Origin of the sequence: Luteibacter sp. ME-Dv--P-043b, assembly GCF_030209605.1 — a bacterium.
Classification (GTDB): domain Bacteria; phylum Pseudomonadota; class Gammaproteobacteria; order Xanthomonadales; family Rhodanobacteraceae; genus Luteibacter.
On the sequence record NZ_JARVRT010000007.1, the window covers coordinates 102,085 to 113,802 of the forward strand.

At 63.0% G+C, this 11,718-nt stretch carries 11 protein-coding genes; 1 reads left to right on the forward strand and 10 read right to left on the reverse strand.

Annotated elements, in window-relative coordinates:
* Positions 1-169: 169 nt before the first annotated feature.
* A complete protein-coding gene (locus QRN34_RS04460) occupies positions 170-802 on the forward strand; it encodes an SOS response-associated peptidase family protein (protein ID WP_285402343.1) in 633 nt (210 codons plus the stop codon).
* Here the strand turns inward: QRN34_RS04460 and QRN34_RS04465 are convergent.
* From QRN34_RS04465 to QRN34_RS04510, 10 genes are all read right to left on the reverse strand, one after another.
* The gene (locus QRN34_RS04465) at positions 776-1,078 is read right to left on the reverse strand and encodes a hypothetical protein (RefSeq protein WP_285402345.1); all 303 of its coding nucleotides are present in this window, start codon (positions 1,076-1,078) and stop codon (positions 776-778) included. The two genes, QRN34_RS04460 and QRN34_RS04465, sit on opposite strands and share 27 nt — an antisense overlap.
* Before the next feature lie 43 nt (positions 1,079-1,121).
* Positions 1,122-4,205, reverse strand: coding sequence for an error-prone DNA polymerase (locus QRN34_RS04470; protein ID WP_285402347.1), 3,084 nt, complete (start codon positions 4,203-4,205; stop codon positions 1,122-1,124).
* A complete protein-coding gene (locus QRN34_RS04475; protein ID WP_285402349.1) occupies positions 4,202-5,602 on the reverse strand; it encodes a DNA polymerase Y family protein in 1,401 nt (466 codons plus the stop codon). The genes QRN34_RS04470 and QRN34_RS04475 overlap by 4 nt, the downstream gene beginning before the upstream one ends.
* Before the next feature lie 12 nt (positions 5,603-5,614).
* Positions 5,615-6,238 carry a translesion DNA synthesis-associated protein ImuA gene (imuA, locus tag QRN34_RS04480; RefSeq protein ID WP_285402351.1) on the reverse strand — a complete coding sequence of 208 codons (624 nt, stop codon included), beginning with the start codon at positions 6,236-6,238 and terminating at the stop codon, positions 5,615-5,617.
* Positions 6,238-6,858, reverse strand: coding sequence for a transcriptional repressor LexA (gene lexA / locus QRN34_RS04485; RefSeq protein WP_285402353.1), 621 nt, complete (start codon positions 6,856-6,858; stop codon positions 6,238-6,240). The genes imuA and lexA overlap by 1 nt, the downstream gene beginning before the upstream one ends.
* A 1,036-nt stretch (positions 6,859-7,894) precedes the next feature.
* Positions 7,895-8,260: a hypothetical protein gene (locus QRN34_RS04490; RefSeq protein ID WP_285402355.1), complete on the reverse strand. Its 366-nt coding sequence runs from the start codon at positions 8,258-8,260 to the stop codon at positions 7,895-7,897.
* Between the two features lie 212 nt (positions 8,261-8,472).
* Positions 8,473-8,949: a hypothetical protein gene (locus tag QRN34_RS04495; protein ID WP_285402357.1), complete on the reverse strand. Its 477-nt coding sequence runs from the start codon at positions 8,947-8,949 to the stop codon at positions 8,473-8,475.
* Between the two features lie 633 nt (positions 8,950-9,582).
* Positions 9,583-9,906: a hypothetical protein gene (locus QRN34_RS04500; RefSeq protein ID WP_285402358.1), complete on the reverse strand. Its 324-nt coding sequence runs from the start codon at positions 9,904-9,906 to the stop codon at positions 9,583-9,585.
* Between the two features lie 220 nt (positions 9,907-10,126).
* Complete coding sequence (locus QRN34_RS04505) at positions 10,127-10,483, reverse strand: hypothetical protein (RefSeq protein WP_285402359.1); 357 nt, start codon at positions 10,481-10,483, stop codon at positions 10,127-10,129.
* A 383-nt stretch (positions 10,484-10,866) separates the two neighbouring features.
* A complete protein-coding gene (locus QRN34_RS04510) occupies positions 10,867-11,157 on the reverse strand; it encodes a hypothetical protein (RefSeq protein WP_285402361.1) in 291 nt (96 codons plus the stop codon).
* Positions 11,158-11,718: the final 561 nt, after the last annotated feature.

Consider the following 11,718-nt stretch of genomic DNA (forward strand, 5'->3'; position numbering starts at 1 on the left):
AGAGCATGGCGATGACTTGTTGAGAGCAATCACCGGTTAGCAGCGGGCGTGCCAAGGCTAAGTGATTGAAATAGAAGAAAAGACGACCTCGGAAGCGGTGTGAAATTTTGGCAAAATCTGGCGTGCTTCGCCGAATATGTGCCTACGGATTTACTTAATAGGGTCACAAGTGGACGCTTTGCGTCACTACGATGAGATTCGTCGAACCAAGCTGGCCGAGATCCATGACCATGCTGTGGCTGACGGCTATGACCTCATTTGGCCGAGTGGTCCCGATGCCACGAGCGTCGCCCTGCCCAGTTGGACCGAAGCCGATGAGAAGAAGTGGGACGGCACCTATAACGCGCGTCGGGACAAGCTGAGCACGGCTTGGCGGGAACTATGGGGAGCGACCCACGGGGTGATGGTGGCTCGACGCATCTACGAGTCCGTTGCGCTTCACCGCCTCGACCGTCGCGCCTTGGTGCCAGGCGAACGTGAAGTGCCGGTGGAGGTCGAGTTTCGCCCAGAGCCAGAGCAGGATCTGCTGTTGGCGTGCCTTTGGCGGTATGTCGAACCTGAAGGAGATGAGCCAGGCTTTTACACCGTGGCCGCCATCACCGGCGCGCCCCTGCCCGACTTCGCGGCCGCCGGGCATGACCGCAGTGTCATGGCCATCAAGCCCGAACACTTGGACGCTTGGCTCAATCCGCAGGCCAGCGGCTTGGCAGCAATGGTGGCCATTCTGGATGATCCCGCAGCGGTGACATATGCCTACGCTCCCGCAGAGCGCGGACTACCGAACATAGATGAGCACGAGTAAGCCGATGCCCGCCGCGATGCCGACGACGGACTCGATCAACATCCATGTGCCGTCGGGATTTCCCTCGCTGCGCAACCGCTTCATCATGACCCACGCGGAGGTCTCGGGCCGGTGCGCGCGGGCATACCGGAAGTAGATGCGCCAGCTGGCGAGGCCCGATACCCCAAGGACCAGGGTCAAGACCAGGTGGACCATATGGTAGGTAGCTGGATTCATCAAAGCGCGCCCATGCCTGCCAGCGAATTGCCACGCATTAACTGGCAAAAGCACTTTCATTGACCTTTCTGGCAGATACACGCTGGCCTGCGGACAAATTTGGCTATCGAAAGTCCCTTGAGCGCGCATCCAATCCACCTAACAGGTGCGAAAGGTCCACCAGCCGTCGCGCCACCACATTGCAGACCCCCTCCTCCACTTGCCAGCGCCCCTCGATGCCGAGCAAACGGGTTTCCAGCAGTTCTCGCCGTTGCGCTTGCGCGATTTTTCGCCAGACGATGACATTGAGCAGGCCGTGTTCGTCTTCCATCGTGAGGAAGGTCACGCCGCTGGCCGTCTGCGGCCGCTGACGCAAGGTGACCACGCCGGCGGCCCGCACCCATCGGCCGTCCGGAAACGAGCGCAATGTGCGGCTGTCCACCCATCGCGCGGCACGCAATTTGTGTCGGATCTGTTGAAGCGGATGCGGGCCCAGGCTCACGCCTGTCCGCGCGTAGTCGGCCAGCGTGTCTTCCGCCTGAGTAGGCGGCGGCAAGGCCACCGCTTGCTCCACCGGGCTCTCCCCGAACAGCGGCAATTGGGGCTCGACCCCGGCGATGGCCCATTGAGCGCGGTGACGATGGCCTGCCAACCCGCGCAGCGCACTGGCTTCGGCCAAGAGGTCCTGATGCCGTTTATCCAGGCCGACGCGGGCACAGAGGTCGGCGATGTCGACGAACCTCTGTTGTGAGCGCGCCCGCACGATGGTCTGGGCTACCGTCTCAGCGACTCCGCGGATTTGGCGAAATCCTAAACGGATGGCCCAGCGGCCCCGTGGGTCCGGTTCTAGGGAGCAGTCCCACTCGCTGTGACGCACATCGACCGGACGAACGGCGATGCCGTGACGTTGCGCGTGCTGGACGATTTGGCTCGGGGCATAGAACCCCATGGGCTGACTGTTGAGGAGCGCGCATGCAAAGGCTGCCGGATGGTGGCACTTCAGCCAGCACGAGGCGTAGACGATGCCGGCGAAACTCGCCGCGTGGCTTTCAGGGAAACCATAGGAGCCGAATCCTTTGATCTGCTCGAAGAGTTGTTCCGCGAACGCGGTGGTGTAGCCCCGCTCGAGCATGCCGGCCATGATGCGCTCGCGGTGGTGCTCCATCCCGCCGTGCCGCTTCCATGCCGCCATCGCGCGGCGCAGTTGGTCGGCTTCGCCGGCCGTGTAGCCGGCGGCCACGATGGCGAGCTTCATCACCTGTTCTTGGAACAGCGGCACGCCCAAGGTGCGCTCAAAGACCGCCTTGAGATCCTCGGATGGATAATCCACCGGCTCTTCCTTGCGTCGCCGGCGCAGATACGGGTGAATCATGTCGCCTTGGATAGGCCCTGGGCGCACGATGGCGACTTGGATCACCAGGTCGTAGAAGTTCTCCGGACGGTGCCGCGGCAGCATGGCCATTTGGGCACGCGATTCAATCTGAAACACGCCCAAGGTGTCTGCCCGCTGGATCATCGCGTAGGTCGCCGGGTCTTCCGGAGGCAGCTTCGCCATCATGAGATCCCGACCCTCATGCTGGCGAAGCAGGTTCAAGCATTTCTGGACACAGGTGAGCATGCCCAGGGCCAGGCAGTCGACTTTCAACAGGCCCATGGTGTCGAGGTCATCCTTGTCCCACTGCAAGATGGTGCGATCTTGCATGGCAGCGTTCTCGACCGGCACCAGCTCATGCAGCGGCGCGTCGGCGATGACGAACCCGCCGACATGCTGCGACAGATGGCGAGGCTGGTCCATCAGTTCGGCGGTAAGCGCCACGACCTGACGAATCACCGGACTGTCGGGGTCAAACCCGCGTTCGCGCAGCAACTCCCACAACGACAACGAGCCGTCCCACCAGGCGAAGACCTTGCTGAGCAACTCCACCTGCTCCAACGGCAGGCCCATGGCTTTGGCCACATCGCGCACCGCGCTCTTGCCGCGATAACAGATGACGGTCGCGGCCAACGCGGCCCGTTCGCGCCCGTATTTGCGGTAGATGTATTGGATGACCTCTTCGCGCCGCTCGTGCTCGAAGTCGATGTCGATGTCTGGCGGCTCGTTGCGCTCCTTGCTGATGAAGCGCTCCATCAAGAGGTTGAAATGGGATGGATCCACTTCGGTCACCCCCAGCGCGAAGCACACCGCGCTGTTGGCCGCTGATCCGCGGCCTTGGCACAAGATGCCTTCGCTGCGCGCAAACCGCACGATGTCGTGCACGGTCAAGAAATACGACTCGTAGCGCAGGTCCGCAATGAGACCCAGTTCGTGCTCAATCTGCGCTCGGACTTTGGCGGGCGGCCCGTCGGGCCACCGCCAACGCACACCCGCTTCGGTCAACTGGCGCAGCCATTGCGCACCGGTCATCCCTGACGGCACCAGTTCGGCCGGGTACTCGTAGCGCAGCTCATCCAGCGAGAACCGGCAGCGTTCCGCCACACGCAGCGTTTCGGCCAACAGTTGCGGCGGATAGATGCGCTCGAGCGCGGCGTGCGTGCGCAAGTGCCGCTCGCCGTTGCGAAAGAGCACGCCGCCCGCCTCGGCAATGGTCAACCGATGCCGGATGGCGGTCATCGTGTGCTGCAAGGGCAAGCGTCGGCGGACATGCATGTGCACATCCCCAGCCGCGACGCAGGGCAGGCCCAACTGCCGACCCAGGGCCTCTAATTGGGCCCAGCGTCGGCCGTCGTGCACCTCCTTCACCAGTTCAACCGCCAGCCATGCGCGATCGCCGAAGGTGGATTGCACCCATGCGCCCTCCTCCACACTGGGCGTCCGGCCCGGCACCCACAGGGCCAGCGTGCCTGGCAGGCCATCCGCGACATCCGCCCGCGTCAGGCGGTAGGTGCCCTTCTCGGCGGCACGCCGCCCTTGGGTAATCAGGCGACAGAGCGCCACGTAACCGGCCTTGCTCTCGGCCAGCAGCACCAAGGTGGGTCCGTCGTCCAGCCGAATCTCGCTGCCGACCACCAAACGCACCCCCGTGGCCCGGGAGGCCTCCAGTGCGCGAACGATGCCGGCCATGGAGCATTCGTCGGTGATGGCCAGCGCGGTGTAGCCGCAGGCCTTGGCCCGCTCGAACAACTCCCGCGCGGTCGAGGCCCCCCGCTGAAAACTGAAATTGGAGAGGCAATGCAGCTCGGCATACGCGGGCGGGTCGGTCGCGCTCATGCGAACCAACCGTGGAGCATCCAACCGGCGTGCTCGCCGGGCGGCAAAAACGCCCAGGCGCGCTGCCCTTCGGCGGTCTCGACCACGTAGTAGTCCCGTCGGACCGGCTGCCCGTCCCACCACCCGGTCTCCATCCGTTCGGGGCCCGCCAGCACGGTGGGCGATGGGCCGCGTAGCGGGATGGGCCGCTCCAGCAGCCAAGTGGGCCGCGGCGAGGGATCGATGTCGCCCTCATCTTGGGCCCCGATGCGCTGCGATCGTTCCGGGCGCGGGTCAATCGTGGTGGCAAGCTGATAGACCGCCTCATCACCCAGGCGCGCGCGCAATCGCTCGCGCAGCTGGCCCAGCGGCAAAGCATGGGCCGGCCGCTCGTCGAACAGATCGCGCCCCTCCGGCACGAACGGGGGCAAGTCATCGGCGCGCAGGCGAAGCGCCAGCACCGGGGCCGGCAAGCGGGTCTGCTCCAAGCGTCCGCGGGCTGCTTCGAACAAGGTGGCGGCGCCGCGCTCGGGCGACAGCAAGCCGATGGTGACCACAGTGGCGCCCTCGCGGTGCTCCAGATGCAGGGCAAACCGCTGGACTCCGCCGTCGCGACCGGCCAAGTAGGCCGCCAAATCGCTGGTCATCCGTCGGACCGGGAACACCAGCGCTGCGATGTTCTCCACCTCGTGCATCAGCTCGATGCGCCAGTCCACCGTGTCGGGCGGGACATACAGCGACAGGCCCGCGGGCCGGTCTCCCACCATCTGGTCCAGGCTATCGAGCAGCTCTGCACCAAAGCGGCGACGCAAGCCGTCGCGCGGCAGGCGCAGCAACTGGCCGAGCGTGCGCACCCCCATGCGTGGCAAGGCGGCCGTCGCCGCCGCAGGCAAGCGGGCTTTGCCCACCGGCACCGCATCGAGCGCGCGGCGCAGGTGGTCGGGGGCCAGCACGGCCATGCCATGGGCGACGCCGGCCAGCACATAGGCCGCTTGCGGCGTCGGTGCGGCCGCCAACCGGTGGCGAAACCCAAGGGCCGTGAGGTCCTCGCGCAAGCGGCGCTCGATGGCCGGCCAATCGCCAAAGAGGCCCTGGCTGCGGCTGATCTCGAGGACGAGCGCATGCGGCAGCAGCGCGACCTCGGAGCTGTAGCGGTAGGCCACGCCGGCAAGAAAGGTCTGCCAGCGGTCGACGTCGGCCTGGTCGTAGGGCATTGCCGCGAACTGAGCCAACAGAGCTTGGGCTGCCGTGAGGCGCTGGCCGACCCGAAGCCCTGCCGCCTTGGCTTCCGCGTTGAGCGCGACCACGGCCCGGGTCTGCACCGGGCCATCGACCAGCACCAAGGGGCCCGAGTCAGGCTGACGCCGGAGGACGCCATCCAGCGCCAGGGATGGCAGCAATACACACGCCCAGAGCATCGTCAGCGGCCCTCAATGGACCGTGGCCGGGAACGGCACCGGCTGGGCCGGCGGATTGCCGCCCCGGCATTTGCGCACCCAGATGGCGGGCACTGGCCGGGCCACCAGCTCCAGGCGGAGTGGCGCAGGCGAGCTGTTGCCGAGGTGCTGTCGGTCGCGAAAGACAAACCCCAGCGCTTGGCCGTCGGCTGCGGCAACTTGCAGACGTCGGAGCGCCCGGTCATCCGCGCGGCGCGGCCACAGGAGCACGGCCGAGCACGCGCCCGAGCGCAGGCACTGCTCGGCGGCCCACAACACGTCCGTTTCAGGGGCGCGGACGAAATGCACTTGGCCCATGCGCAGCCCCTGTTGGCGCCAGCCCATGGCACTAGGCACATACGGTGGCGCGATGACCACCACGGGGCGCTGGCCTCGGGTCAAGCGGGCTAGCGTGGGCAGGACCAGACGCAGCTCGCCAACCCCGTCCAGCGGCATGAGGATTTCCGAGACCGAAGCGTCGGGCCAGCCCGCGGTCGGCAGCACGGCATCCAGCGCCCCTAAGCCCGTCGGTTGGTCGCCGGCTGGGATGGGTTGGGCACGACCGCGCCAGACCTGTCGGGCATCGACGAGGTCAGAAAGAGCGACGACGGCGCCCATCAGCTTCTCCGGACCAAGCCTGCAAACAGTCCTTCGATGGCAAAGTCGTCCGTGGGATCGGGGTCAATTGGGTGATAGCCCGGACTGTTCGGCAGCAGGCGGATCACCTCGCCTTGGTGGTGCAGCCGCTTGATGGTGAAGCGGTCCCCGCCGACACGGGCAGCCACGACCTGGCCGTGGCGGGCCACCGGGGTGGCGTGGACCCCGACCAGATCTCCGTTGAGGATGCCCTCGTCGCGCATCGAGTCACCGACGACTTCGACGAGATAGTCGGGCTTGAGCTTGAACAGCCACCGAGACACCCGGAGCGACCGCTCGACCCGCTCGGCCGAAAACAGGGGCTCACCGGCGGCGATGCGACCCACCATGGGCAGGTCCAAGGTGTCGGCGGCCAGCGGATCCACCTCTTCAACCAGCCGGATGCCACGGGGGCGATTGGGCTCAATGACCAGTCGGCCTTTGGCCTGAAGGGAGCGCACGTGCTTCAGGACAGCGCTGACGTGTTCGATGCCCAACGCTTGGCCAATTTCTTCCAGCGTTGGCGCCTCCCCGTCCCGTCGGAGGCGGGCTCGGATGAAGTCGAGGACATTGTGCTGGCGACTGGTCAGAATCAGGGTCATGGCGGCCACTTTTCACCTTTTTAGGTGAAAATGAAAGGGTCAAAATTTGCTCACCCCGGGATCAACGGCCTATCCGCTAAACCTCTTGTAGAACGCGAGGTGGATTCAGACGCGAAGGTGCCCTGAGCCCGTCTCAAGGGACGAGATCGACGATCGCGAACTTTAAACTTGACGTGTTTCCGCACAATCAAAACCTGTCAGTGCAAGCTACGCAGCGCAGAGCCGGTGAGGGTGTCGCCGCAATCTTCTTCCCGCAGAGCTTGGGTACTGGCTGCGCACGGTAGCGGCGAGGCTGCAATTAACCGACGAGCACTCTTGCGTCGACGCTTTGCGCGATCAATGATTGGTACAGGCTGACGTACTGTTTTCGTTGCCTTACTCCATAACGAACACGTTGCCGGTCAGAGGCTTATGGCGTTTCCCGACAGGGTCCCGCCACCTCCACCAACACCTGCGGCGAGACAGCGGTAAATCATTGTTTCGCCGTTTCTTTTTGCGGCAAGACATATCGCGACGATGAATAGCCTGGCTGTCAAAGCAGCACTCCGGCAACTTGAACCCTGCCCACTATTAAAGCATCCTTTAATAGTGGGCCGTCGTTTTAAAAATGCCTTTAACGGCCCTTCAATCTCCGTTCGGAGCGCACCTATGCCGCGCACCACCCGGCGCCACTGCATGTCGGTCGACATGCACATGTAAGCGGCGACCGGGCAGGGAGGGGGGAAGACAGAGACGGGGCACAGGCCATGGGCGCACGCCACGCGGGCGGCGGCGCGCGCCGTCGCACCCTACCCTAGGCCCTTTCCATTCATGAGGAAACGGACTTGAACAGGGCGCAAGGTGGCGTGCGTCTCAAAACGATGCATGCAGGGGTGGGACCTGTTGGAAAAAACCATCGCCGCCAGGAACTCGACGGTGAAGCTGCGCCCAGCGGACGTTTGACGGCGAACGCGCCGGGTCCATGGATGATACCCCCCTTGGTCCGTAGCCCGTCCGTTCCAATGGAGCATGAAGGACTGGCTAGGTCACATGCCCGCTAGGTTCTTTGAGCGGGAAGAACTGCCGCAGAGAAAACCCGATAGGCCGTGTACCTGCACGCAAATCCCGTGATGAGCATCGATGGCACGATAAACCACCACGTTTTGAGCAAAAACAGTGCGTCTGCCGACGAACGTACAAAAGTCAGCAGTACGCCTAAGGGAAGGGGTAGCACCGCCAGCGTTCCAGCCGGCACGAGGGCAGGTGAAATAAGAAGCACGCCCGAGGCAACAAACGCGAACCGCCTGCGACCGCTGAACCTTGAGGTTTTTTGAACCGAATGGAAAATTAATACAAGCACGCCGATGCCAACCACGAGCTCCACGATGGCAATACAACCAATAATCAACACGGCGGAAAGCATTGGCATAGCCCTATGCAGAGATTTCCAGAGGCCATCGCTCGCGCTTCGTCTGGCACTCGAATTCCAACGTCAAATCACTTTCGCCAGCGCAGGCAAGCTTTAATCGTGACCATCGTCAGACGATTGGGCGCATCGTAAGCATAAACCATTGATGCCCCATCCGAAGATTGACGCTTCTTGTCTCCAGCAGTGAAAGAGCGTCACGAGCCCTCTTAGCGTGCTTGTGGCGGCGAACGCTCATGGTCCGTGCATGGAAATCCCATGGGACCGTAGCCAATCTGCTCCAGTGCGCCATGGATGGCATCGGCCGACATCGCTGGCTGGTCTGCGCAGGGGCGCTGCCTGAGCGCGGCAAGGAGCTGGGGGATGAACGGCTTCGCCCTCGCACCCAGAAAGCCCAGTGCGTTCGCAGCCTCACGCCTGACGATGTCATCGTCTTCCTTCAGAAGGCCCACCAATATCGGCATGTCGGCGTCGCTTACTTCTCCAGGGTTCTTCCTTACCCAATATGAGAGCGCTATCGCCTCGTCGGCGCGTTTCCTGCGAACGGTCGCAGCCCTGATGATGTCGGCGGAGCGGCTTACGTGAGACGGTGCTTGCGCTGTCTCAACCAACGCCTGGCCGACCGCTTGCGCTGAGTCAGGAAAATTCGGAGCAAGTAGAAGAAAAAAGGCTGATACAAGCATCATGCTTGGAAATCCTAGGGGGAACCAAACGGACTGGCACAAGAGATGTTCACTGGCTCCGCCCCAATACGCTCCAGTGTGGTCCGTATTGTGTCTGCAGGCATGGCGGGCTGAGGTGAGCATGGCTGTTCGCGAAGGGCCTGGACAAGCGCGGGGGCGGCAGATGCAGCGCGGTGGCCCACGAAACCAAGTGAAGCGGCAGCTTCACGACGGATAATCTCATCCTCATGGCGCATGAGTCCCGCGAGTATGGCTATGTCCGCATCCGTGACCTGCGCCGAATTTCGCCTCACCCATTGGGTCATCTGTATAGCCGTCCCTGCCCTTGGGTCTCGCTTGGGTTGTTCCCAGATGGCAACAGCAGCCTTGCTGACATAGGAGCCGCTGCCCACCACTTCAGAATGACCGGGAGGGACCGTCTGCGCACTGGCTCGACCGTTTGTAAAACATATGGCAAAAGCAGCGACACAGCAAAACGCCAATACTCGAACCATTACGCCACCTCCACGTTCATCCTGCTTTGTTTGCCAACCATCTCAATGACCAACAGCGCTGGTTGATGGCGAAAAGTAGCGCGTGACCGTGTTGATGCCCCGATAGCCGGTGATATCTGCCCCGCCTGGCTTGCTCAAAAGGTCATGCGCGTACTTCCACCCGGCCAGTTGCCGCGTCGAAGCTGCGGTTGATGTTGTATTTCAGTCCCGCCTTACCATCCGCCGATTGGCCCGGCAGGCGCAGGTTGAGCACATAGTCAGTGGTCGACGGTGCACGGTTCTCACCGAACGGATTAAGCGCATACGGGTAGCTCCAGACGACAGCACCGGCTGCCGACGTCACCGCACGCGGCGAGCCCAGCCCTTCGGCCGTGACGAAACCCAGCGTGGAGCCATCGGCGACGGCAAGCGGCAGGCCATCGACCGCGATGTAATCATGCCGGGCCGCCCCCGACACCTCGGACATGAGTTGACTGCCATTGTCGTAGACAGACCGCGTCGTGGTGGCGCCCGCCGTCTTCGCCACCCGCTCGTCAAAGGCGTTGTAGACATACGAGCCGGCGGTCGCACCGGTTGGCCCATCAGGTTGACCAGTTCCTTGGCAGAAGTGATGCCAGAAGCGTAAGCAGCGGCAACGAATCGGCTTCGCGTTTGGTCGTCCTGGGTCCGTCCGTTGATCGAGGGGCCTACAGAGCGTCAGGCACGAACTTCGCCAAGCATTGATGCTTGGCGCGCTTGCTTGCGGGAACGGGCACCGCCGCGGTCACATGGTAGGGCTTGCCCGTTTTTTGGTCATCGGGGTCCACAAAAGCGCCAGCATGGTAGCCGGTGTCGCACTGGTCATATTTGTCACAGACCGCCAGCTTCGTGCAGATCACTTTGCCATCCCGCTCGTAGACGTAATACGTCGCCTCCGAATACGGCGGCCGGGGATAAGCTTCGGTGTGGATTGTGATGGCGGGCGACTGCGCAGCACAGGCCGAACCCGCCAGAGCCAGAACAGATACTGCGATCCAAGCGGTCCAATGCGTGCGAGGGGTCATTCCGGTGGCCTTCTGAGGTGATCCTGAGCGCCCGATGTTGCCCCATCGCACGCTCACCGCCAAGTCAACGAGACCTCGAACGGAGACGACCTCCCACGACGGCGGAGACCCGCGTTCAACGCTCGGCATATCACCACAACATCGCATCGTGTGGGTCATTCGTCGCCGTGCCACCCTAGGTTCTTCTACGGCGCCCAGACGTGTCGTGGCGCACCTCGCCCCTTTCGCTCGTCAGCCAACTCATGCGATCGGCGAGACCATCATCACCCACTGGCGCCAAGCGCAACTCCCTTTTTTTCTACCACAGGTGGTAGGTGACCGGGTGCCTACGCTCGTTCTGTCCGAGTGATAGACCTGTCATCGCAGATGACCTTGGGACCTTTTCAGGGAGCACGCACACCGGCCGAGGATGCAACGAGGGCACGGATCGCCATCCACACCCCAACCAGGATGATCGACACCAGCAGCGAGTTCAAAATGATTGCCGCAATGATGACGACAGCGGGGTCGAAACTGATGCGTTCTAGAGGAAGCAACGTCAACGGGAAGCTAAACACGTCATCCAGTCGGATTTCCCCCATGCATCCGGCATAGCAACTCACCGAATTCAGACCTGTGACCACCGACCCAGCCAAATGCGCCACAAAGATGACAAGCCACGTCAGTGCTAGCATTCGTCTACTCACGGATCCCCCTGCATGGGAGTGTCGAGCTTCTCGCTCGGAGAATACCCCTGCCCCCGGCGGTAGACGCATGCGCGGAAGCGCGCAGGAACGCCTCTTCAGTCGGACTTGGGCCCGGGCGACTCATCCGTTGGCCCGACCCCCACCTCATTTGGCGCCGCATGATCCGTCGCGGTCGCCTGCCCCTCGTTGACCCGAAGTGCTGGCGAACATCCGCTGTTCGCCAGCCAATCCTCACGTGGTCGTTTTAACCACCAGCATTTTGGTGTGAGCGAGATTTCACGGGAGTCGTCGAACGTTTTAGTGACGCTGATGGTCCCCGTCAACGCCGCCGGTTCATTCGCTGTCCCCGGAGGGTCGCAAAACAACCACGCCTGTTCAACATCCGCGGGGCACAGCGCCGCGGCATCGCCGATGACGCCACTAAAAACTAAACCGATCGCATTGGTATGCGAACGACCGCGCAGAAGATAGCGCCGGAAATTAGCCCCATAAGTAGACCTGTGCAAAATTGCTCTAACAGCATGCTCAGATTAAAAGGCCATCCACCCC

Coding starts and splice junctions, on each gene's coding strand:
- QRN34_RS04465 (WP_285402345.1), bottom strand. CDS start 1,078: ATGAAAGTGCTTTTGCCAGTTAATGCGTGGCAATTCGCTGGCAGGCAT.
- QRN34_RS04470 (WP_285402347.1), bottom strand. CDS start 4,205: ATGAGCGCGACCGACCCGCCCGCGTATGCCGAGCTGCATTGCCTCTCC.
- QRN34_RS04475 (WP_285402349.1), bottom strand. CDS start 5,602: ATGCTCTGGGCGTGTGTATTGCTGCCATCCCTGGCGCTGGATGGCGTC.
- imuA (WP_285402351.1), bottom strand. CDS start 6,238: ATGGGCGCCGTCGTCGCTCTTTCTGACCTCGTCGATGCCCGACAGGTC.
- lexA (WP_285402353.1), bottom strand. CDS start 6,858: ATGACCCTGATTCTGACCAGTCGCCAGCACAATGTCCTCGACTTCATC.
- QRN34_RS04490 (WP_285402355.1), bottom strand. CDS start 8,260: ATGCTTTCCGCCGTGTTGATTATTGGTTGTATTGCCATCGTGGAGCTC.
- QRN34_RS04495 (WP_285402357.1), bottom strand. CDS start 8,949: ATGATGCTTGTATCAGCCTTTTTTCTTCTACTTGCTCCGAATTTTCCT.
- QRN34_RS04500 (WP_285402358.1), bottom strand. CDS start 9,906: ATGTCCGAGGTGTCGGGGGCGGCCCGGCATGATTACATCGCGGTCGAT.
- QRN34_RS04505 (WP_285402359.1), bottom strand. CDS start 10,483: ATGACCCCTCGCACGCATTGGACCGCTTGGATCGCAGTATCTGTTCTG.
- QRN34_RS04510 (WP_285402361.1), bottom strand. CDS start 11,157: ATGCTAGCACTGACGTGGCTTGTCATCTTTGTGGCGCATTTGGCTGGG.